Genomic DNA, 22,542 nt, shown 5'->3' with positions numbered 1-22,542 from the left:
TTATCAATTCTAAAAATGGTTCACTTGGAGCGGACAATGTGTCAGTTTTCGTTGCCAAAAAGAGGCAAATCTGTCCGCACCAACCTCTTTATTAAGGTTTTTCAATGAGCCAGTATAAGCGCCAATTCTTGTGCCAAGCTTTTTAGATTTTGATGAAAACCTTACCTTTTATTAAAGGAACAGCATCGCCCTTTCAATCCATAGTGAAGAAAAGCTGCGTTCTCCCCTGCCCTTCTTCAGCTCAACCGCTGTCCCATAACCGATTGAGTGTTAATTCCCACTACAAGTTACCACAAAAAAAATATTGGTTTAAATTGGACACCTCTCAATTGAAATCTCATTAAAAAGAAGCCGATTCCTCTCACCGAGAACCCAAGCTCAGTTTCAGAGGTAGAATCATCGGTAATAAAGGCACTGGCAAATTGGAAGCCATCTCACCGTTACAAGGCAATTATTGCCAATGGGACTTTCCAAATTCAGCGGAAATAATAGATGCAAAAAAAGACTTTCCTTTACCGAAAAAGTCTTTTTTTTATTTTGTCAATCTTGGTTGAGTGCTGATGCCTCGCTTTGGTTAAATGCCAAAATGCGGATTACCGGCGTAAACTTTTGGAACTTCTAAAGCTCGCCAAAAGGAAATAAGCCACAAAGACCATAGAAAACCGCAGCAGCGAAGGCACTGCCACCTCAAAATCGAAAAAGATAAAGCCTATAATCAGCAAAATTGCCATCCCCAAAAATGAGTATGCCAGCTTTTTAGGCAGGCTGTAATCTGGTCTATCCAGAAAGTACGCCAAGCCCCACGCCAAGCCAAATGCCGCAGCGTAATACAACGCCACCGCCCACGGCTGCTCAGCCCAATAATAATTGGCTAAAAAACTCAAAACGCCAATCCCCAATGCATATGCTATCGCTTTTTTCATCGTCATTTAAATTAAAGCGCCACAAAGATAAGGTTTTTAACATTAAGAATTTTAGCCCCTCATATTCAAAAGTTTAAAAACATTTTTCTATATTTGGAAAAAATACCACCCACTATGGAAAACAAATACCAACCTCGGCATAAAGTGCGTGTTGTTACGGCGGCAGCGTTGTTTGATGGACACGATGCGGCGATCAATATTATGCGGCGCGTGATTCAAGGGACGGGTTGCGAGGTCATCCACCTCGGGCACGATAAATCGGCGGAAGAAGTGGTCAACTGCGCCATTCAGGAAGATGCCAACGCCATTGCCCTCACCTCCTACCAAGGCGGACACAACGAGTATTTTAAATATATTTATGACCTACTTCAGGAAAAAGGTATGCCGCAAATCAAGATTTTTGGCGGCGGCGGCGGCGTGATCCTCCCCGAGGAAATCAAAACCCTGATGGACTATGGCATCTGCCGCATTTATTCCCCTGATGATGGGCGAGAAATGGGCTTGCAGGGAATGATTGATGATTTGGTGCAGCGGTCAGATTTTGCCACTGGCAACCAAATTACCGTGAAAGCGTTGGACAATATTTCCTTTAACGACCACAAAAGCATCGCCCAAGTGATTTCTGCCGTGGAAAATTATTCCACCGAAAAACCTGAACTCATCGCAGAAATCCAACGCCGAGCCACCGCTCAAGACGCCTCGCAGCGCATTCCTATCGTAGGAATTACAGGAACGGGCGGCGCAGGAAAATCCTCCCTTACCGATGAGTTGGTACGGCGTTTTCTCCGTTCTAACCCTGATAAAACCTTGGCTATCATCTCCATAGACCCTTCCAAAAAGAAAACAGGCGGTGCATTGTTGGGCGACAGAATTCGGATGAATGCCATCCACGATCCTCGCATCTATATGCGGTCTATGGCGACTCGGGAAACCAATGTTTCGGTGTCGCCGTATGTGCAAACCGCTATTCAAGTGCTGAAATTAGCCCAGCCCGACCTCATCATTTTGGAAACCTCAGGCATTGGGCAAAGTGGTTCGGAAATTGCCGATATCGCCGACCTTTCAATGTATGTGATGACGCCAGAATATGGGGCTGCCACTCAGTTGGAAAAGATTGATATGTTGGATTTTGCCGACCTCATCGCCCTCAATAAATCCGATAAACGGGGCGCCCAAGATGCCCTAAACGCCGTGCGGAAACAGTACCAGCGCAATCATCTTCTTTGGGAACAAAGTTTAGAAGCGATGCCTGTTTTTGCCACCAAAGCCAGCCAGTTTAATGATATTGGCACCACAGAATTGTTTAACGCTTTGGTAGAACAGCTCAACCAACGCTTTGAGACACTGTATTTTGACCCTTATTCGGAGCAAATTGTGCAAGAAGAAGCCGTAATTATTCCGCCCAACCGAGTGCGGTATCTCTCTGAAATTGTGGAAAATAACCACCGTTATGACCAAAAAATTGCCGAGCAAGCCGATATCGCCAGAAAAATGTACCACATCCAAGGGGTGAAAAACTTTTTGCAAAACACAGATTTTGAGCCACTTCAGCAAGAATATAAAAAATTAGAAAAGGAACTTTTACAAGAAAATATAGATTTCCTCAACCATTGGGAAGACACAAAAAACCAGCTCTCTGCCGATACTTTTTCTTATTTTGTGCGAGGCAAAGAAATCAAAGTGGAAACCAAAACCACCTCTTTGGCACACCTTAAAATCCCCAAAATTGCCTTGCCTAAATTCCACGATTGGAGTGATTTAATCCATTGGAAAGGGCAAGAGAATCTCCCTGGCAGTTTCCCTTATACGGCTGGAATTTATCCATTTAAGCGGACGGGCGAAGATCCTACCCGAATGTTTGCGGGCGAAGGCGGCCCCGAGCGTACCAACCGCCGTTTTCACTATGTATCTGCCGAGATGCCTGCCAAAAGGCTCTCCACAGCGTTTGATTCCGTAACGCTCTATGGGCAAGACCCTGCGCTGCCACCTGATATTTACGGTAAAATTGGGAATGCGGGTGTGTCCATCGCAACTTTGGATGATGCCAAAAAGCTCTATTCAGGCTTTGATTTGGTCAGTCCGCTCACTTCGGTTTCTATGACCATCAACGGGCCAGCCCCGATGCTTTTGGCGTTTTTTATGAATGCCGCCATTGACCAAAATGTGGAAAAATTCATCCAAAATTCCCCAGAAAAAGCCCAATACGAAGCCAAAATAGAGCAACTTCTCCAAGAGAAATTTGATACCAAAAATCTCCCAAGACCGCAGTATCACGGCGATTTGCCAGCCTCCAACAATGGCTTAGGTTTGATGCTTTTGGGGCTCACAGGCGATGAAATCATCAGTGCGGAGGATTATGCACGCATCAAGGCGGAGACCATCGCTACGGTGCGGGGTACGGTGCAGGCGGACATTTTAAAAGAAGACCAAGCTCAGAATACTTGCATCTTCTCCACCGAATTTGCCCTGCGGTTGATGGGCGATGTGCAGGCGTATTTTATCCAAGAAAAAGTGCGAAATTTCTACTCCGTGTCCATCTCGGGCTACCATATTGCGGAGGCGGGTGCCAATCCGATTTCGCAGCTGGCATTTACCCTTGCCAACGGCTTTACTTATGTGGAATATTATCTGGCGAGAGGAATGAATATCAACGACTTTACGCCCAATCTGTCGTTCTTTTTCTCCAATGGTATAGACCCAGAATATGCGGTGATTGGGCGTGTGGCACGGCGGATTTGGGCAAAAGCGATGAAGGAAAAATACGGTGCCGATGAGCGTTCGCAGATGTTGATATACCACATCCAGACTTCGGGGCGATCTTTGCACGCACAAGAGATTGATTTTAACGACATCAGAACCACGCTCCAAGCGCTGTATGCCATCTATGACAACTGTAACTCCTTGCATACCAACGCATACAATGAAGCCATCACCACACCTACCGAACAATCAGTGCGGCGCGCCATGGCGATACAGCTCATCATCAACAAAGAATTGGGCTTAGCCAAAAACGAAAATCCGTTGCAAGGTTCGTTCATCATTGAGGAATTAACCGACTTGGTGGAAGAGGCGGTCTATGCTGAATTTGAACGCATTACCGAGCGTGGCGGCGTGCTGGGCGCTATGGAAACGATGTACCAACGCTCCAAAATTCAGGAGGAAAGTATGCACTACGAGTGGCTGAAACACACGGGCGAATATCCGATTATCGGCGTGAATACTTTCTTGGGCAAAGATGGCTCTCCAACGGTGCTCCCCGGCGAAGTGATCCGCTCCACGGAGGAGGAAAAACAGCTTCAAATTAAAAATTTAGAGGTCTTCCACGCGAGTAGCCGTACGCTCAGAGGCTTGGCTCCAACGCCTCCAACAAGCCGCCATCAACCAAAGCAACCTCTTTGAAACGATGATGGAAGCGGTAAAATATTGCTCCTTAGGGCAAATCACCAACGCCCTATTCGAAGTCGGCGGTAAATATATACGGAATATGTAGGGGGAAAGGATTTTTAAATTTGATTTTATAACCGTAAAAAGATTATATAACTATCACTCCATGATCTTTTTCATCAAAAATAAAAGCCAAAGTTAAAAAACTTTGGCTTTTTGTCTCATCAAATTAACCTCTATTGAGGTGAGTAATACCGTTGGATTTTGCGCAGTTCTTTCACATAATAATGTTGGACAAACATCGTTTGGAGGCACAGATAATTAAAATAGCCACCAACCAATATACTCATCAAAAATTGCCCTGTGGAATAATCTGTAAGACCAAGACTATCATTAAAAAAGTAAGCCCACAACACCCAAAGAGCGCCTAAATAAGAAAAAGAATGAACCACCAAACCATCATATACCGTTAGTGGTTTGACCTTATATTGCTTTTTGATTTTCAATGCTTTTCTATTTTTCATCCACATAATGAAGGTTATGCACATCATCACAACTAATTCGATTTGAAACCAAACTATTGCATTAAAATAAAGGGTAACCATATAAAATACGATGGCTAATATGGTGAGCGGAAAGACTTTCCGTAAGATGTTCCACATGGCTTGCTTTTGATATTTTATCATCAGCGGCGAGATATCATCTGCACTATAAAACACATTATAAATCATTTTCAAATCCTTAAGCCACACGGATTTTGTACGGCTAAGCGCTTCAGCAAAGGATAGGTCTTGCGCCTTCATCATCTCGCCAACTTGGGTAACAAAATGGTCTTCTACCTCCAACAGAACATCAAGAGAAAGCCTTCTGGATAAGAGGTATTGCCTAATCTCGGAAAGTTGTTCTGGGGTCATCATAGTTGTATTTTATTTTTTCTGATGAGATAAAACAAAAGTTGCATTTGTATCATCGCATTGAGGATGAAAAAGAAATCTCGCACCCAATATTTAAGAAAGCCATAGTAGGTATAAAATGAAGAATAATAAGCTACAAAACTGATCAATAGCGAGACAAAAACAGTCCGCAGCACCAAAGGATTGACATTCAGTTCTATCAAAGTAAAAAGTTTAATTTTCTCAAAAATCAAGGCATAGAGGAGCATCAGCCCCCATACTCCCACGATCACCATAGAGAGCCAGTCCCACTGGTAATAGCGAGTAACCAAGATGAGCAAAGCGGCTATACAAAGGGCTCTCCCCAATATTTGGTTGAGCAACATTTTAATACTGTCCACTTCTATTTTCGGTACTTTTTTGGGAAACAATGAGTCTATACGAACAGGACTCAGATCGTCCTGCCATTTGATTTTCGTGTACAAAAAAGCCTCTTGAAAGGATTGCCCTGCCTCCATCTGTGTGGTTATTTCTTGCGAAAAATGGTCGGTAATTTCGTTTAACATCAACCGAGAAACTTTTTTATACTTTAAATAATTTTTGATTTGAATAATTTGATCTATATTTAACATCACAATTTTATTTTTGATAATGACCACTTATTTCAACAGCAACAAAGCATTGATTTTCAGATTAAAAATAGTATTAAGATTAAAAATATAACTTTTCATCTCTGCCTCCTCTTGTGCTTGCTGTCGCTTGCCTTTGCTGGTTAAGAAATAATATTTCCTGTCCCTACCGTTGATGTGCTGCACCTCAGATTCTATAATGCCCTCTTGCTCCAATTTATGAAGAATGGGATAAAGTGCCCCTTCCGTCATCTCTAAATGCCCTTGGGTCAGTTCCTTAGCACGCTGAGTCATCTGATAACCATACATTTTAACCTCCTGAGCCAACAGTTTCAAAATAATATTTTTGAGCGTTCCTTTATAAAGTGTATTTTTTTTCATTGCTTTACTGATTTATACCTTGCAAATATATGCATAATTTTCTTATGTATTATGTTTTTAGGTATTTTTATTTTAAAAAATTTTTAAAGCCTATGATTTTACAGTTGCTGATGTGGCTTGGCGTTTTGCCCACTCGTGATTATTATCTATTTTTGTAGGGTGAAAGTAGAAAAAATTATTCTTGGGATAGACCCTGGTACCACGGTAATGGGGTTCGGCATTATCTCTGTGCTGGACAACCGAATGCAGCTGGTATCCATCCACGAGTTGATTCTCAAAAAATACCCCAACCACGAAACGAAATTAAAGTATATTTTTGAGCGCACCTTAGCCCTCATCGATGAGTTTCACCCTGATGAAGTGGCGTTAGAAGCGCCTTTTTATGGCAAAAATGTACAGAGTATGCTCAAATTAGGACGCGCCCAAGGTGTCGCTATGGCTGCCAGCCTCTACCGAGATATTCCGATTACTGAATATTCGCCGAAGAAAATAAAAATGGCGATTACAGGCAATGGCAACGCCAGCAAAGAGCAAGTGGCAGGGATGCTTAAAAATTTGCTTTCCTTAAAGGAATTTCCAACCAAATATTTAGATGCCTCCGATGGTTTAGCCGTGGCGGTCTGCCATCATTTTAACTCTGGAAAACCCAATACCGAAAAAAGTTACTCCAGCTGGGATAGTTTTCTCAAACAAAACCCTGATCGGATAAAATAAACCTAAAAATCTGCTGTGTGATTTCATAAAAAAATCCGTTTCAGAAAACTCTTAAAACGGATTTTAGTTTTTTTATTATTGATTTACCATATTTTACAAAGAATAATTAGGGGCTTCTTGGGTAATAATAACATCGTGAGGATGAGATTCTTTAAGCCCGCTTCCCGTAATTTTAACCATTTTGGAATCCTCTTGCAAAGTCCTAATATCGGCAGCGCCACAGTAGCCCATTCCTGCACGAAGTCCGCCTGTGAGCTGGAAAACCACATCTTCCAACTTGCCTTTGTGCGGTACACGACCTTCAATGCCTTCGGGTACGAATTTTTTGGCTTCGCTTTGGAAATAGCGCTCTTTGCCCCCACGCTTCATCGCGGCTAAACTGCCCATACCTTGGTAAGATTTAAACTTTCGCCCTTGGAAGATGATCTCCTCCCCTGGTGCCTCATCAGTTCCCGCAAAAAGAGAGCCGAGCATCACGGCATTGGCACCGCTGGCAATGGCTTTCACGATGTCGCCAGAAAGCTTAATCCCGCCGTCCGCTATTACCGCTACATTTTTTTCTTTGGCGTATTCATACACATTATAAATAGCGGAAAGTTGCGGCACGCCCACACCTGCCACCACTCGGGTAGTACAGATGGAACCTGGTCCCACGCCCACTTTTAGAACATTGGCTCCTGCCTCTATTAAATCTTTTGCAGCTTCTGCTGTGACGATATTTCCGCCCACGATGTCCAAATTTGGGAAGGCAGTTCTAATCTCTTTGATTTTGTCCAAAACGCCTTTGGAATGTCCGTGTGCAGAGTCTATCGCGATGATATCCACGCCCGCTTCTACCAACGCAGACACGCGCGCCATAGTATCCTCGCCAACGCCAACGCCTGCCCCCACGATAAGTCTGCCATTTTGGTCCTTGTTCGCGTTAGGATATTCTAACTGATTGTCAATATCTTTAATGGTGATGAGCCCTACCAACTTAAAATCTTGATCTACGATAGGGAGTTTCTCCACACGGTTTTCCAGCAAAATATTTTTTGCGGTTTCCAGCGTGGTATTTTGGTCAGAAGTAACCAAATGGTCTTTGGTCATCAGGTCTTCCACCTTCATTTCTAAATTTTCTTGGTACTTCACATCTCTATTGGTAATGATGCCGATGAGCTTATGTTCCTCATCTACCACAGGTAACCCCGAGATTTTATATTTCGCCATCAGCTCTTTGGCTTCCCGCAGCGTGTGGTTTTTAGAGAGGGTTACAGGATCCGAAATCATACCATTTTCGGAGCGTTTCACCTTGTTCACTTGGGCGGCTTGCTCCTCTATGGTCATATTTTTATGGATGAATCCTAAACCTCCCACTCGGGCGAGGGCAATGGCTAAATCGGCTTCGGTAACGGTGTCCATAGCGGCGGAAACGATAGGCACATTGAGCGTGATTTTGTCCGTTAAGCGTGATTTTAGGGAAACTTGGTTGGGCAGTACCTCTGAGAAGGCGGGCACTAAGAGCACATCATCAAAAGTGATGGCGGTTTCTACAATTTTGTCGTGTATAGGCATAGCACTTTCTTTGCAAAAATAGGTTATTTTATCTGAACTTACAAATATCATAGGATAATAAAAAAGCCTCGCGGTGAGGCAAGGCTTTTTATTTCGTAGTGGTGCTTAGAGGCTAACTCTTCTAAACCCGATAATTTCTACATCGTCTCCGAAAGTTTTCACATACTCGGCTACTTTTTTGCTATCATCCTTGATGAAGTTTTGGTCTAATAGCGCTTTTTCTTGGTCTAATGAGGTATTATCACTGATGAATCTCTGGATCTTACCTGGAATGATTTTATCCCAAATTTGTTCTGGCTTACCTTCAGCTTTAAGTTCTGCTTTGGCATCTTCTTCTGCTTGCTTAAGCACTTCTTCTGTTAATTGTGCGTAAGAGATGTATTTTGGTACATTTTTAAGCGGCTTGCCTAAACGCGCCAATTCTTCGTTATCCTTCTCTATTACAGCAATACGAGCTTCAGTTTCGCTGGCGATGAAGGCAGGATCAAAATCTTTGTAAGATAGAGTATCTGCTCCCATAGAAGCCACCTGCATAGAGATATCTTTGGCTAATTCTGCAGCGTGGTCAAACTTCTTAGATAATGCTGTAATGGCAGCAATTTTGTTCCCCACATGGATGTAAGCGCCTAAATATGGACCTTGGATGGTTTCAAAAGCACCGATTTCTATTTTCTCTCCGATAACGCCTGTTTGCTCTATCAATTTCTCTGCTACGGTCATACCGTGGAAGTCAGAGGCTAAGAATTCTTCTTTATTAGCATAGTTGAGGGCTTGTTCTGCCAATTCGTGTGCTAATACTACGAAGGCTTCGTTTTTCGCTACAAAATCGGTTTCGCAGTTTAAAGCGATGATAGCCCCTAAGGTATTATCTTCGTTCACTTTAGCGATTACAGCACCTTCAGAAGATTCTCTATCTGCTCTATTAGCGGCTACTTTTTGTCCTTTTTTTCTAAGGATTTCAATGGCTTTATCAAAATCTCCTTCAGCTTCTACTAAAGCTTTTTTGCAGTCCATCATCCCTGCTCCTGTAATGTTTCTTAGTTTCGCTACATCTGCGGCAACTGGTGTATACATAATATTTTAATTTTTGATTTTTAAATGTGTATTTTTGTGGGCTTCATTTTTTCCCGTGCAAAGATAATAATTTTAATACAAACTAAAAATAGACTTTCAGCGTTTATAGTTTTAAACCCTACTTTTAATTTCAAAATGAATGTTCTTAAACTCTTTTCAATAACCTTTCTTATGCTGAGCTCTACGCTGTTGGCACAATCCCAATATACCGCGGCAGAAGTGGCTCAATCTTCGGACATTAGAGTGATTGCTAATTTTATTAAATATAACCCTAACCACCCTGATACGCCTAAATTCAAGGCTAAGCTTTACCATTTGCTCAATGGTGGTTCTTCGGGGAGTGTTGCCTCATCACCTCGTGCTGCGGCGCCCATTAAAAGCCGTGTGCCTGCGTCCTCCAAAGCGGCAGCGCCTGTGGATTCCAAAACGCAAAAAACGGTGGATCTACTCAACCATCTTTTCAGTAGTGAAAAAGAATACTCCAAAGAAGCTTATATCCTGATTACCAACCGTTCGCAGTGTAACATTGTGGTGCATATTTCGGGAAAACGCAACTATCATCTGGAAGTTTTAGCGCAGAATTCTAATTTTATACAAGTGGACAAGGGCAATTATACGCTATCGGCAGATATTTGCCACGCCCAATACCGCTCTGCTAAGACCATCAACCGAGATACAGAAATTATTCTGAACAATCAGCCTTAGTTTTATTCGTACTCATAGCCCAAAAGGGAAAAGAGCATACATTTAAGGTAATGGTCTAATTTTTTCTCCAATGCTGGCAGGTAGGCTTTGCCTTTGGGGAGGTAGTTTTCATAAAAAAATTGGTTTCTGATGGTAAAAACAATGGTGCCAATGAGGCTTGCCAACATTTCTTCTGGCTTTGCCATTTTTTTGAAATCGCCTGTAATCACGCCCTGCTCTATGGCTTCTTTTAGCCGATGAATGCAGAGGTCATAAAAGTCTTTTAAAAACACCGCTAAATTGGAGTTAAACTGCATCTCTTGCGTAACAAAGCCATGAAAATAGCTGAATTTAAGGATATGCCGAACGATAAAAGTAATCATCTCCGAAATCTGAACTGGCGGCGCAGACTTGGCAATGGTCTGGGTAAATAGGCTAAAAATCTCGCGGGTTTTCTCTACTCTATAGCGGTAGAGCGCCACCATCATCTTTTCCTTAGAACCGAAATAATAGGAAATCATTGCCACATTAACCTTGGCATTTTTAGCAATTTCCCTTACAGAAGTGGCATCAAAGCCTTTTTCTGCAATCAAGGCTTCGGCAGCATTAAGGATGTTGATTTGTTTCTCGGTAAAGCTACTTTCCATATCCAGCGTATTTTTACAAAAATAAGCTTTTTCTAAATAAAATAAGGCTTCAAGATGATTTTTACCCTCTTGGTGGTTTTATTTTAAGGATTTTCAAACGCTGCCAAAACTTGAAATTCCGTGCGAGTGCCCACCATAGCCTCCCCGAATTTCTGTTGTCCTTTTTGTCTCAGTGCAGGTGCAAACTCCTGATAATAATGGTCTAAGTCTGTGGCTGTTGCGCAGAAATATTGACAAGTATAAGCACCGTATTTCTCGGTATTTTCAGTTTGGTTTTTTAGAAAAATAGCCTTGTGGAAACACTGCGTAGCCAATACTTCTTGGATGTGTTCGTTTTGCATCCACGCTACAAAATCAGCTTCTGCACTGGGTGCAATGTGTATGGTCACATTATAAATGAGCATTTTTATTAAATATAAAATTGATTTGCAAAAATAAAAATAATACTGCTAACCATCTCTATTAAAAAATATACCGCAAAAAAGCCCACCTGATTTTATTCATTTTACACTTATTTTATTTTTCATATCTTTGCTGCCTTTTAACAATAACACATTACGACAATGAAAAAAACACTTTTGATGGCTTTAGCTTTAGTTGGTACTACGGTTATGGCTCAAGAACAAGGCGTTCCTGCGGATAGCACTAAAAATTGGTCTATCATTGGACAAAACACTTTAATGCTTAACCAAGCGGCTTTCTCTAACTGGGTAGGCGGTGGAGCTAATAATGTAGGTTGGATTGCTGGGACCAACTACAATATGACTTACGAAAAAGGGCAAGACCTTTGGGAAAACATCGTTATTTTAGGCTACGGACAGAATAACACCCAAGGGACTGGAACCAGAAAAACCCAAGACATCATCAACCTTTCTACTAACTATGGTAGAAAGATCGCTAACCACTGGTATGCATCTGCTGGGGCTGGATTACAAACTCAATTTGCTGCTGGTTACGAAGATGGCAACAACCCTAACGCTGCTAAAATCTCCAGCTTTATGGCACCTGGATACCTTATGGTAGGAGCTGGTTTCACTTACAAACCAAACGACAATTTCACGATGACACTACGCCCTGCTAACGCCAGATGGACTTTCGTTTTAGACAAAGACCTTCAGAAAGCGGGTAACTTCGGGTTGAAAAATGATGGAGATTCTTCTCTATTCCAATTCGGGTTCTTAGCTACAGCGGGTTACAAAGTTAAGTTAATGGACAACATCTCCCTCATCAACTCTGCTTCTGTATTCTCTAACTATTTAGACCACCCAGAAAGATTGGTTTTAGGTTACAATGGGACTTTAAACATGAAGATCAACAAATACATCTCTTCTGTCATTACCCTTGACCTCATCTACGACCACAACCAAATCCAGAAAACACAGCTTAAACAAACCCTTGGCGTAGGTTTCGCTTATACCATTGACAATGGTGTAAAACGCTCTGAAGCTAAAGAAAACCAAAGCTGGAAATAAAACACCACGAAAGCCCACGCTTTCCAAAACTCTCTTAGCCTTGCTGAGGGAGTTTTTTATTTTTATCAAATATTGTTATATCTTTGAACATTAAAAATTTAAAATCGATTAGATATGTCCACATTTTACCATAAATTTGAAGTCCGTTGGAGTGATATAGATGCCAACCGCCACCTCGCCAATGCCTCCTATGTTCAGTATTGCGCACAGACCAGAATGGCGTTTATGAATCAGCATAAAATGGGCTTAGCACAACTCAACCGCTGGGGCATAGGTCCTGTGCTCCTCCACGAGCGCTATTCATTTTTTAAAGAAATCTATTCCGACCAGAGCGTCTATGTATCATTAGAAATTTCTGGCGTGTCCGAAGATGCCAGCATTTATAGCTTCGTTCATAAATTCTACTTGCCAGATGGCACCCACTGTGCTACAGCAGAAGTCATAGGCGTTTGGATTGATATGATGTTGAGAAAAACCACCTCGCCGCCAGATGATATTTTAGCGAGCATCACTCCTTATAAAACAGAACACACCAAAGTGCTCACCAAAGAAGACATTAAAAACTTACCTTTTCGCCCAGAAAATATAGACCCTGCCCTATTTCAAAAATAAAAAATCTTATGTTAGAAGAAAAGAAAACCGCCCTCACGCCAGTTTCTCAGTTAGGAGAATTTGGGCTCATCAAACATATCACAGAACATTTTAACCTTAAAAATCCATCTTCTAAATTAGGCGTGGGAGATGATGCCGCCATCATCAACCCCGAAGGGAAGCAAATCGTCATCTCCACCGATGCCTTAGCCGAGGGCGTCCACTTTAATTTAGGCTATGTTCCCTTAAAACATTTGGGGTACAAAGCCATTGTGGTTAACCTCAGCGACATCGCCGCGATGAATGCCACGCCTACCCAAGTTTTGGTATCTATTGCTGCCTCTAACCGCTTTCCAGTAGAAGCTTTTGAGGAACTTTATGCTGGGATGCAGCTCGCTTGTGAGCGCTATGGCGTAGATTTGGTGGGCGGCGATACCACCAGTTCCCAGAGTGGTTTAATCCTCAACATTACCGCCATTGGGCTTGTGGAACAAGACAAAGCCGTAACCCGCAGTAGCGCGCGCCCTAACGATTTATTGGTAACCACTGGAGATTTAGGCGGCGCTTATATGGGGCTTCAGATTTTGGAGCGAGAGCACGCCATTTATCTTGCGCAGCCAGAAATGCAACCCGATATGGAGGGCTACGATTATATTCTGGAACGCCAACTAAAGCCTGAAGCCCGCACCGACATCAAAAAAACTTTGGAAGATTTAGGCGTGCAACCTACCGCTATGATTGACATTTCCGATGGTTTAGCCTCCGAAATTCTGCACCTTTCTGACCAAAGTAAAGTCGGTTTTAGATTATATGAAGACAAAATCCCGATGGATACGCTGACCATTACCACCGCAGATGAGTTTAACCTCAACCCTGCTATGGCAGCCCTAAACGGCGGTGAGGATTATGAACTCCTCTTTACCATCCGCCCAGAGGATTATCAAAATATCCGCAACCACCCTGATTTTACCGTGATTGGGCACGCTACAGAATTAGACCAAGGCAATCATTTGGTACTTCGTGGTAGTGAGCAACTAACGCCCCTCACCGCCCAAGGTTGGGATGCTTACCTCAATAAAAAAACGTAATCACGCGTTTTTATCAAAAAAATATCATATTTGATGGTAAAAATGTCATCATACCATAAAAAAGCTTTCCTAATTTTGGAAAGCTTTTTTGTTTTCTATTGAAACAAAATCGTTCAATAGACTTGATGAAAATACTAAAAATACCTTTATTTCCACCAATAAAAAAATCGGTATGACTCATACAGCCTACCGATTTTAAATATCTCAAAAAAAAACGATTTTTACTTAATGTACATTGCTTTTTTGATTTCCTCTTTTACTTTCTCTAATTTAGGGAACCACTCTGCAAACAACGCCGAAGAATATGGTGCTGGCGCATCTGGCGTGGTTATTCTCTTAATTGGGGCATCTAAATAATCAAACGCTTTTTGTTGTACCATATAGGTAATTTCTGATGATACAGAAGCGAACGGCCAAGCTTCTTCTAAAATTACCAATCTGTTGGTTTTCTTCACTGAGGCAAGCACAGTGTCATAATCCAATGGGCGCACGGTTCTTAGGTCTATCACCTCAACAGAAATGCCTTCTTTTGCTAAATCTTCGGCGGCTTGTAGCGCTAATTTCATAATTTTACCGAAAGATACTAAGGTCACATCTGTCCCTTCTCGTTTAATATCTGCCTTCCCAATTGGGATGTAATATTCCTCTTCTGGAATTTCCATTTTATCGCCATACATTTGCTCAGACTCCATAAAAATCACGGGGTCGTTATCTTGGATGGCAGTTTTCAGTAGTCCTTTGGCATCATGCGGGTTAGAAGGTACCACCACCTTTAGCCCTGGGCAGTTGGCGTACCAACTTTCAAACGCCTGCGAGTGTGTTGCACCCAACTGTCCTGCAGAACCTGTAGGCCCACGGAACACTATTGGAATATTCCACTGTCCGCCACTCATTTGGAGCATTTTGGCGGCATTGTTTACAATTTGATCTATCGCCACTAAGGAGAAATTGAAAGTCATAAATTCTACAATAGGGCGGTTACCGTTCATTGCGGCACCTACGGAAATCCCTGCAAATCCGCCTTCTGCAATAGGAGCATCAATCACTCTTTTGGGTCCAAACTCGTCCAGCATCCCTTTTGAAGCTTTGTAGGCTCCGTTGTATTCTGCAACTTCCTCACCGATAAGGAAGATGGATTCATCTTTACGCATTTCTTCGCTCATCGCCTGAGCAATTACTTCACGAAATGTATATTCTTTCATTATTTTAAGTATTGTATGGTGCAAATTTAGTTATTTTTATTTGAGTAAAAAAATTTTACACGCCCAGTCCTTCTTTACGCAAAAAAGCAATCCCTCCGAAGAGAAATTGCTTGATCATTTTAATTATTTTTTCATTTTAATTGACCTTATGCCAAGTCTGCGTTCTTCCCAATAACGAGATACCAACATATCCGCGCACATTCAACTGATTGCCTTCTCGCTTAACAGAACATTTGTAAACCTTGCCTGTTTTTGGGTCGGTAATGGTGCCACCGTCAAAATCGTTGCCGTCTTTTTTCAAACCTCTAATCACTTCCATACCTAAAATAGGCTGACCTTTTCTGTCATCTTTACAGCTGGAACAATTGGGGTCTGCAGGCGTAATGAGCAACTGAACCACCTTGCCATAATATTTACCATCGTTTTTTTTGAAAATCTCCACGATAGATTTAGCTTTTCCTGTTTCATCATCTATGGTTTTCCATTTGCCCTCTATTTGGGCGTAAGACATCACACTGAATAATAATGCCAATGTGGCGAATGCTATTTTTTTCATTTTTAAATCTTTTTTAAATTCTGGAAGTAAAGATATTAAAATAATCCATATACACCAATATTTCTATCATTATTTTTTACAATTGAGGTTAAATTCTCACTTTGACATTGCTTCCAAGTTTTCATTTTTTCAATCTAAAAACTGTCTTTTTCAACCTTTATTTTAATGCAGTTTTTTATGAATAACCCTGTCCATATAGTCTTGATACCACGCTTTGCAAAGGGTTTTGCCTTGTTCCACTTCTGGAGAATGCAGCGTTGCAATCAGATTATGCTCTAAGCCCAAATCGGTTTTACGATAAACGCCTGTCACCTCTTTGCCATCAAATCTGTAAATGTAATTTCCGATCATCATTTGCTCTTGGATGCCATCAGAATTAACGATAATGGAAGGCGCATCTGGCGTAGCAACCAAGCTCCTGCCCCAACTCCTTATGGGTTGGTGATAGCCAATTAAATCCGCCAAAGTTGGATAGATATCTATCTGTTGTACCGCATCTTCGCGTTTTCCTTTCAATTGGAATTTAGGGTTCGGCGAGAAAAACAAAAGCGGCAGCGCGAATTTATTCATCGCTTTTTCGTATTCCTTATAATAAACCTGGTTGGTATGGTCGCCCGTAATCACAAAAATAGTATTCTTGTACCACGGCTGTTTTTTAGCGGTTTCAAAGTATTTTTTCAACGCATAATCCGTGTACTGGATAGGCTCGTGCATTTCTATAAAACCTTTTTTAAACCGACCTTGGTATTGCGCTGGAATTTTAAATGGATGATGCGAAGATGCCGTAAACACCGTTGCCATAAAGGGTTGCCGCGCTTTTCCTACATTTTTCGCAAAATACTGCAAGAATGGCTCATCCCAAATTGCCCAAATACCATCAAAATCTTGGTCGTTAGCGTATTCGTTTTTGCCATAATAATGCTGAAATCCTAAAATATTTCCAAAACCTTGAAAACCCATAGAACCATTAGGCGCGCCGTGATAAAACGAGGTATCATAACCCAAATCATTGCACACGGAAACAATGGATTGTATCTTCTGATTGGCGTAAGGCGAGCTGGTAAAAGCATCGGTAAGGCTGGGAATTCCAGCTAAAATACTACTCATCCCGTGGATAGACTGTCGCCCATTGGCAAAGGCGTTGGTAAAAATCAAGCTCTCTTGCGCTAAACTGTCTAAAAATGGCGTGTAGGATTCATAATTTTTAATCTTAGTACCTTCATTAAATGCTCCAGAATATTCTCTACCCAAACTCTCCACAATGAAAATCACCAAGTTAGGGCGAGGCTCTGGCACTGGACTATGGTACTGTTTATAAGACTTGATGTTTTCCTTAATATAAGCATCATCTACGAAATGAACTTCCTTAAACGCATTGGTACCAATGGTTCTAAAAAATGAAAATACACTATTCAGCACCACATTCGCTTGCTGTGGGTTGTCCGTGTGCCTATTGGCATCTACCAAATTGATGGGTCTGGTGCTGTGTTTAAAATCGCCTCTGATGCCACCCACCACCAAAACCGCCGTGATGCTCAGCAACACCAAAGAATAACCGATGTAAATGCCCATATTCTGCGGTAGGTTGGGTTTTACCTTAATGCGTTGATAGAGCACTATCCAAGCCGCCATCAGCACGAAAAAACTCACTGACACCAGCGGATTTTGGAGGATAGAAACCCAAAAAACTTTTGCGAGGTTGGTTTCGTGCTCTGCCACACTGAGTACAGCGGAGGTCAATCGGGATTGGCTAAAACGATAATAGATAAAATCGCCGAAATTCATAGCATAAGCCACCGTATTGGTCAGAAAATAGAGCCAAAATAGCATTTTCTGATAGCCCGCTTTCGTATTGACCACCAAAGGTGCCAAACTCAGCAAAATAAACAACGAATTGACATATAAAATCGCGGTGGTATCAAACGCCGTTCCGTAGTAGGCTAACTTCATATACTGCCCACCCGTTAGCGGAAATAAATCTCGGTTAAACCACCAAAACAAAAACCGTGCGCCTTGGTAAAATAAAAACGCTAAAAAAAGACGGTACGCCAATACCGCAATTTCATTAAGCCTAAGCCTTTTCATAATAAATCTTCATCAATAAAAACGGGACAAAGATAATCATTTTCTATACGCTTAGGGATAAAAATATGGCGTGTGCACTCGGGGGTTTCATTTTTACGCCTTATCTTTGCCACTATGAATTTTATCAAAAACAACCTTGCCAACGCTTTTACTTTGGGCAACCTTTTTTCGGGTTGCATTGGCGCTATTCATCTTTTGGCTGGTGATTATCTCACCACAGCTTATTGCATTGTGATTTCTTTGGTTTTAGACTTTTTTGATGGTTTTGTTGCCCGTGCGCTAAAAGCCAACTCTAACCTTGGTGTGCAGCTGGACTCCTTAGCGGATATGGTCAGCTTTGGACTTCTCCCTGGGCTCACGATGTTCACGATGCTAAAAAACAGCGGCATTACGCCAGATTATGGGGCTTATTTAGGGCTATTGATTACGCTATTCTCGTGCTTAAGATTGGCTATCTTCAACATTGATGATGAACAGAAATTTTACTTCAAAGGGCTGAACACGCCCAGCAATACCATCCTTATTTTTGGGCTTTATTTCGCTTATCAGGAACAACAAGCCTTCGCCACTATTGTAGAAAATCCGTGGGTATTGTTGCTCATCACCATCGTTTCCTCTTGGCTGTTGGTTAGCCCCATAAAAATGATGGCGATGAAATTTAAATCCAAAAAATTAAAAGACAACATCCCTGCATTGGTTTTGGTCCTTGGGAGCCTTTTGATTTTAGTTGGGTTGGGCATCATCGGTATTCCGTTGGTAATTTTATATTACATCCTGATTTCCGTGATCGTATTGCCACAAACCAAAACGCCACAATAACCACAAAAAACAACTTTAAAAATCATGAATTTACAACTCCATAAACCACTCTGTATCTTTGACTTAGAGACCACAGGCACCAATATTTCTAAAGATAGAATTGTAGAAATTTGCATTTTAAAAATCCATCCAGATGCCTCTCGCGAGAGCAAAACTTGGCTGGTTAACCCAGAAAGGCATATCCCTGCCGAAGCCGCTGCCATACACGGCATCACAGATGAAATGGTCAAAAATGCACCTACCTTTAAAGCCATAGCACCAAAAATTATGGAAATGCTACACGGCGCCGATTTAGGTGGGTTCAATTCTAACCGTTTTGATGTGCCTCTTTTAGCCGAAGAACTCCTAAGAGCGGGCGTTGATTTTGATTTGAATAAAATTAAATTGGTAGATGCCCAAGTGATTTTCCATAAAATGGAACCGCGCAACCTGAGTGCTGCCTATCAGTTTTATTGTCATAAAACTTTAGAAAATGCCCACTCCGCCGAGGCTGATACCCTCGCCACTTTTGAAATTTTAGATGCCCAAGTGGGAAAATATCCTAATCTTCCCAAAGATATTAACGGACTTAGTGAGTTTTCGTACCATCAGAAATTTGTGGATTTGGCAGGTTTTATCGGTTTGAATCATCACCAGCAAGAGGTGTTTACTTTCGGAAAATACAAAGGGCAGTTGGTGGCTGATATTTTAGAAAAAGACCCTGGTTATTTTGGTTGGGTTCAGAATGCCGACTTTCCGCTATACACCAAAAAAGTGCTGACCAACCTGCAACTCAAAAGGAAATTTTAAGCCGTAGTTATTTTTAAAATCTTAATTTGTCGCTTATGAAAATCATCTGCATCGGAAGAAATTATACGGAACACGCCCAAGAACTGGGCAACGAGGTTCCCGAACAACCCGTTATTTTTATGAAACCAGACACGGCGCTTCTTAAAGGTCAAGATTTCTACATTCCTGAGTTTTCACAAGACATTCATTATGAGCTTGAAGTGGTGCTCAAAATTTCCAAAGGTGGCAAATATATTTTAAAGGAAAATGCGCACAAGCATTTTGAAGACATCGCCTTAGGGATTGACTTTACCGCCAGAGATCTACAAAGTCAGCTCAAAGCCAAAGGGCTCCCTTGGGAGTTAGCCAAAGGTTTTGATGGCTCTGCCGTGGTCAGTCCATTTTTTAATAAAGCGGCATTTGACCTCTCGCAACTTCGTTTCCAACTTCATAAAAATAAAACACTGGTGCAAGAGGGCAGCACGCAACAGATGCTCTTTTCTCCAGAAGACATCATTGCTTTTGCCTCTCAATATTTTACCCTCCGCGTTGGTGATTTAATCTTCACGGGAACTCCAAAAGGCGTGGGTCAAGTAGTGGAGAATGATGTTTTGGAAGGCTATTTAGAAGGGCAAAAGGTTTTGGATATTAGAATTTTATAAAACCCACTGGCGGATTTAGATTTTTTTTGTAACTTTATAGGACAAAAAATACAGCGTTATGACTACGATTATCCTCCCTATCGATTTTGGAGAAACTACTGATTTTTTGGTAGATGCCTCCGTAAAATTTGCTAAAGAAACCAATGGCAGCATTCATCTGATCCATGTGGCACCTTCGGATTTAGGTTTTGCTATTGGAGATATGGGCTTTCAGTATTTCCCAGAGGTTGAAAAAAATGAGATTAAGCAAGAATTATTGCAATTGAACGAGATAGAACAGCGCATTATCTCCCAAGGTGTGAACTGCAGCCATCTTTTAAAACAAGGCATCGCAAAAGACATCATCCTTGATTTTGCTCAAGAAAAAAACGCCGATTATATCGTAATGGGCTCCCACGGCAGAAGTGGTATTTATGATGTTTTTGTAGGCAGTTTAACCAAAGAGCTTACCAAGAGTTCGCCTATTCCTGTATTGGTCATTCCGTGCCATAAATAAGACAAAGTAAGAAAATAACAAAACCCCAGACTCAAAAAAATTAAGTTTGGGGTATCTTTATTTATAAAAAACTCATTTAATCCTCTTTTTTGTAGAGCTCAGGCTCGTAGTAAGGGAATTTTCCTTCCGTAGGAGAGTAATATTCTTTATCTTTATTGTTGCCTAAAACGGCTACTAACACATAGCACCAATAGATAAAAAACGCACAGCCTACTAAGAATAAAATCCAGTTGAGCACATAGCCTGTAGCATCATAGAGGCCAAAAGACCACTTAAATAAACCGCTTAAAAATAACCAGAAAGAAGTCATTGTTTTTCTTTTTTAAATTAACTTTGCACAAAATTATAAAAAAATGTTCAGACTACTCTCAAAAGAGATAAAAATTTTTTCCATCCCTATATATATTGGACTGTTGTTTTTTATGGTCATTAGTTTTAACGCGTTAGATTTCAATATATTAGATGGATTTTCTGGATTATTTAGTTTTGCAGGTATAGCGTTAGGTTATTTTTTATTTAACAAAATTGGGCTCAATTACCATACCCATTTACCGTTTTTCATCTATACTTTTTTGGTTTTTGCGTTCTACACAGGAGATTTGGACATCGGGATTGCCATCAATCTATTCACCAATGCCTTTATTCTCCTCATCCTTACCACCCGAGAGGAACTTTTTAAAAGAAACTATTACCTTATTATAGGCTCGTTATTGGCGGCGGGCTACTTGGTTCTCCCTACCACTTGGGCGATGCTCATTTTCGTGATTACGCACCTTATCGCCACTTCGGATAGAATAGGGCTCAATTTATTCCGATTATTTTTTGGAGCAGCTTTGGTCGTTTTTTCATATTTAGGCGGTATGTATCTCATTGATTTTACAAGTTTTAATGCAGACTATCTCCCATTTATCCCTACGCATTTTCAGAGGCAATTTTACCCTTTATATTTTTTAAGTCCCATTGCGCTACTCCTTATTTATGCCGTGATGAACCACTTTATGCACTTTCACGAAAAAAGCCCACGCAGCCGTTTTAGATATACTTTTATTTTACTTTACACCATTACCCAAGGGATTATCTGCATTTTGTATATGGGCAAAAATTATGAATATTTATTATTTTTAGCACTTCCTATCAGCATTATCCTCAGCAGAGGACTTAGATTTATGCCAAAATATGCAATGCAGGAAATCAGCCTTTGGCTCATCATCATCAGTTTAATCTTATTTAAAATAGATACTTTTTTATCCATTCAACAAATTATCAACTTATGATTCAAATAGAAGACAAAATTATTTCCGAAGATATTTTCACCGAAGAATTTGTGTGCAACCTTAGCCGATGCAAAGGCGCTTGCTGTATAGAAGGCGATGCTGGCGCGCCGTTAGAAGCTTCGGAAACCCATATTTTAGAAGAAATTTATCCTAAAATAAAACCTTTCCTGCGCCCCGAAGGCATAGAAGCGATAGAACAACAAGGCACTTCGGTGGAAGATTTTGAAGGCGATTTGGTTACGCCCCTCATTGATGATAGAGATTGCGCTTATGTGATTTTTGATGAAAATGGCATCACCAAATGCGGCATAGAAAAAGCCTATGAGGCTGGCGTTATCGATTGGCGAAAACCGATTTCGTGCCACCTCTACCCTATCAGAGCCACGGAATATTCCACCTTTACCGCCCTCAACTACCACGAGTGGAATATCTGTTCTGATGCTTGCCAACTCGGCAAAGAGCTCAAAGTGCCCGTGTATCAATTCCTCAAAACGCCACTCATCAGAAAATATGGCGAGGCTTTCTACCAGACCCTTACCGAAGCCGCCGAGGCATATTATAAAGAATTCGGAAAATCTTAATTTAAAAAATTCATAAAACCAAGCAACACGGGCGTGCCAAGATTTCGCTTTAAATTTGACCACTT

The 22,542-nt window shown here is 41.3% G+C and carries 24 protein-coding genes; 12 read left to right on the top strand and 12 right to left on the bottom strand.

The annotated features are described in order from the left end of the window. Positions 1-593 precede the first annotated feature (593 nt). Complete coding sequence (locus NYR17_RS02290) at positions 594-923, bottom strand: hypothetical protein (RefSeq protein ID WP_302506117.1); 330 nt, start codon at positions 921-923, stop codon at positions 594-596. 114 nt (positions 924-1,037) lie between these two features. Here NYR17_RS02290 and NYR17_RS02285 point away from each other — a divergent pair, with 114 nt between their 5' ends. Then, positions 1,038-4,322 (top strand): methylmalonyl-CoA mutase family protein, encoded by a 3,285-nt coding sequence (locus NYR17_RS02285; RefSeq protein ID WP_438826606.1) that lies wholly within the window; start codon positions 1,038-1,040, stop codon positions 4,320-4,322. Positions 4,323-4,543: 221 nt separating this feature from the next. Here the strand turns inward: NYR17_RS02285 and NYR17_RS02280 are convergent, their stop codons facing one another. From NYR17_RS02280 to NYR17_RS02270, 3 genes are read right to left on the bottom strand one after another with little or no spacing between them, the layout of a single operon-like run. After that, positions 4,544-5,224, bottom strand: coding sequence for a hypothetical protein (locus NYR17_RS02280; protein WP_302506116.1), 681 nt, complete (start codon positions 5,222-5,224; stop codon positions 4,544-4,546). Continuing rightward, the gene (locus NYR17_RS02275; protein WP_302506114.1) at positions 5,221-5,832 is read right to left on the bottom strand and encodes a hypothetical protein; all 612 of its coding nucleotides are present in this window, start codon (positions 5,830-5,832) and stop codon (positions 5,221-5,223) included. Before NYR17_RS02275 ends, NYR17_RS02280 begins: the two co-directional genes overlap by 4 nt. A gap of 27 nt (positions 5,833-5,859) precedes the next feature. Then, positions 5,860-6,210, bottom strand: coding sequence for a PadR family transcriptional regulator (locus NYR17_RS02270; RefSeq protein ID WP_302506113.1), 351 nt, complete (start codon positions 6,208-6,210; stop codon positions 5,860-5,862). Positions 6,211-6,369: 159 nt separating this feature from the next. On the opposite strand from NYR17_RS02270, the gene ruvC reads away from it, so the two are divergent. Beyond that, the gene (ruvC, locus tag NYR17_RS02265) at positions 6,370-6,924 is read left to right on the top strand and encodes a crossover junction endodeoxyribonuclease RuvC (RefSeq protein ID WP_302506111.1); all 555 of its coding nucleotides are present in this window, start codon (positions 6,370-6,372) and stop codon (positions 6,922-6,924) included. A 93-nt stretch (positions 6,925-7,017) separates the two neighbouring features. Here ruvC and guaB read toward each other — a convergent pair whose 3' ends face one another. Continuing rightward, a complete protein-coding gene (gene guaB / locus NYR17_RS02260; protein WP_302506110.1) occupies positions 7,018-8,478 on the bottom strand; it encodes an IMP dehydrogenase in 1,461 nt (486 codons plus the stop codon). A gap of 105 nt (positions 8,479-8,583) precedes the next feature. Beyond that, positions 8,584-9,552, bottom strand: coding sequence for a translation elongation factor Ts (gene tsf, locus NYR17_RS02255; RefSeq protein WP_302506109.1), 969 nt, complete (start codon positions 9,550-9,552; stop codon positions 8,584-8,586). Positions 9,553-9,687: 135 nt separating this feature from the next. Here tsf and NYR17_RS02250 point away from each other — a divergent pair, with 135 nt between their 5' ends. Next, the gene (locus NYR17_RS02250; RefSeq protein WP_302506108.1) at positions 9,688-10,257 is read left to right on the top strand and encodes a DUF6759 domain-containing protein; all 570 of its coding nucleotides are present in this window, start codon (positions 9,688-9,690) and stop codon (positions 10,255-10,257) included. A 2-nt stretch (positions 10,258-10,259) separates the two neighbouring features. On the opposite strand, the gene NYR17_RS02245 is transcribed toward NYR17_RS02250, so the two are convergent. Then, positions 10,260-10,883 (bottom strand): TetR/AcrR family transcriptional regulator, encoded by a 624-nt coding sequence (locus tag NYR17_RS02245; RefSeq protein ID WP_302506107.1) that lies wholly within the window; start codon positions 10,881-10,883, stop codon positions 10,260-10,262. Between the two features lie 83 nt (positions 10,884-10,966). Next, positions 10,967-11,287, bottom strand: a complete 321-nt coding sequence (locus NYR17_RS02240) for a DUF4286 family protein (RefSeq protein ID WP_302506106.1) — start codon at positions 11,285-11,287, stop codon at positions 10,967-10,969. Between the two features lie 159 nt (positions 11,288-11,446). Here NYR17_RS02240 and NYR17_RS02235 point away from each other — a divergent pair, with 159 nt between their 5' ends. The 3 genes from NYR17_RS02235 (at position 11,447) to thiL (ending at position 14,034) form a co-directional block, all read left to right on the top strand. Then, the gene (locus NYR17_RS02235) at positions 11,447-12,355 is read left to right on the top strand and encodes a DUF3078 domain-containing protein (RefSeq protein ID WP_302506105.1); all 909 of its coding nucleotides are present in this window, start codon (positions 11,447-11,449) and stop codon (positions 12,353-12,355) included. Between the two features lie 114 nt (positions 12,356-12,469). Then, complete coding sequence (locus NYR17_RS02230) at positions 12,470-12,967, top strand: acyl-CoA thioesterase (RefSeq protein WP_302506104.1); 498 nt, start codon at positions 12,470-12,472, stop codon at positions 12,965-12,967. 8 nt (positions 12,968-12,975) lie between these two features. After that, positions 12,976-14,034, top strand: coding sequence for a thiamine-phosphate kinase (gene thiL, locus NYR17_RS02225; protein WP_302506103.1), 1,059 nt, complete (start codon positions 12,976-12,978; stop codon positions 14,032-14,034). A 221-nt stretch (positions 14,035-14,255) separates the two neighbouring features. On the opposite strand, the gene NYR17_RS02220 is transcribed toward thiL, so the two are convergent. The 3 genes from NYR17_RS02220 to NYR17_RS02210 form a co-directional block, all read right to left on the bottom strand. After that, positions 14,256-15,236 carry a pyruvate dehydrogenase complex E1 component subunit beta gene (locus tag NYR17_RS02220; protein ID WP_302506101.1) on the bottom strand — a complete coding sequence of 327 codons (981 nt, stop codon included), beginning with the start codon at positions 15,234-15,236 and terminating at the stop codon, positions 14,256-14,258. Between the two features lie 136 nt (positions 15,237-15,372). Continuing rightward, complete coding sequence (locus tag NYR17_RS02215; RefSeq protein WP_302506100.1) at positions 15,373-15,792, bottom strand: DUF2147 domain-containing protein; 420 nt, start codon at positions 15,790-15,792, stop codon at positions 15,373-15,375. 162 nt (positions 15,793-15,954) lie between these two features. Further along, positions 15,955-17,877: an LTA synthase family protein gene (locus NYR17_RS02210; RefSeq protein ID WP_302506099.1), complete on the bottom strand. Its 1,923-nt coding sequence runs from the start codon at positions 17,875-17,877 to the stop codon at positions 15,955-15,957. Between the two features lie 114 nt (positions 17,878-17,991). On the opposite strand from NYR17_RS02210, the gene NYR17_RS02205 reads away from it, so the two are divergent. Genes NYR17_RS02205 through NYR17_RS02190 form a run of 4 tightly spaced genes read left to right on the top strand, consistent with a single transcriptional unit; the run spans position 17,992 to position 20,622 of the window. Then, positions 17,992-18,696 carry a CDP-alcohol phosphatidyltransferase family protein gene (locus NYR17_RS02205; RefSeq protein WP_302506098.1) on the top strand — a complete coding sequence of 235 codons (705 nt, stop codon included), beginning with the start codon at positions 17,992-17,994 and terminating at the stop codon, positions 18,694-18,696. A 24-nt stretch (positions 18,697-18,720) separates the two neighbouring features. Beyond that, complete coding sequence (locus tag NYR17_RS02200; RefSeq protein WP_302506096.1) at positions 18,721-19,485, top strand: 3'-5' exonuclease; 765 nt, start codon at positions 18,721-18,723, stop codon at positions 19,483-19,485. A gap of 35 nt (positions 19,486-19,520) precedes the next feature. Then, complete coding sequence (locus tag NYR17_RS02195; protein WP_302506095.1) at positions 19,521-20,126, top strand: fumarylacetoacetate hydrolase family protein; 606 nt, start codon at positions 19,521-19,523, stop codon at positions 20,124-20,126. A gap of 58 nt (positions 20,127-20,184) precedes the next feature. Next, a complete protein-coding gene (locus NYR17_RS02190; protein WP_302506092.1) occupies positions 20,185-20,622 on the top strand; it encodes a universal stress protein in 438 nt (145 codons plus the stop codon). A gap of 76 nt (positions 20,623-20,698) precedes the next feature. On the opposite strand, the gene NYR17_RS02185 is transcribed toward NYR17_RS02190, so the two are convergent. After that, positions 20,699-20,932 (bottom strand): DUF6341 family protein, encoded by a 234-nt coding sequence (locus NYR17_RS02185; protein WP_302506089.1) that lies wholly within the window; start codon positions 20,930-20,932, stop codon positions 20,699-20,701. A 43-nt stretch (positions 20,933-20,975) separates the two neighbouring features. Here NYR17_RS02185 and NYR17_RS02180 point away from each other — a divergent pair, with 43 nt between their 5' ends. Then, a complete protein-coding gene (locus NYR17_RS02180; RefSeq protein ID WP_302506087.1) occupies positions 20,976-21,896 on the top strand; it encodes a DUF6427 family protein in 921 nt (306 codons plus the stop codon). Next, positions 21,893-22,477 carry a DUF3109 family protein gene (locus NYR17_RS02175; protein ID WP_302506086.1) on the top strand — a complete coding sequence of 195 codons (585 nt, stop codon included), beginning with the start codon at positions 21,893-21,895 and terminating at the stop codon, positions 22,475-22,477. The genes NYR17_RS02180 and NYR17_RS02175 overlap by 4 nt, the downstream gene beginning before the upstream one ends. Positions 22,478-22,542: the final 65 nt, after the last annotated feature.

The organism is Riemerella columbina (genome assembly GCF_030517065.1).
GTDB classification, from domain to species: domain Bacteria; phylum Bacteroidota; class Bacteroidia; order Flavobacteriales; family Weeksellaceae; genus Riemerella; species Riemerella columbina_A.
This window is presented reverse-complemented; position numbering and strand designations above follow the sequence as displayed.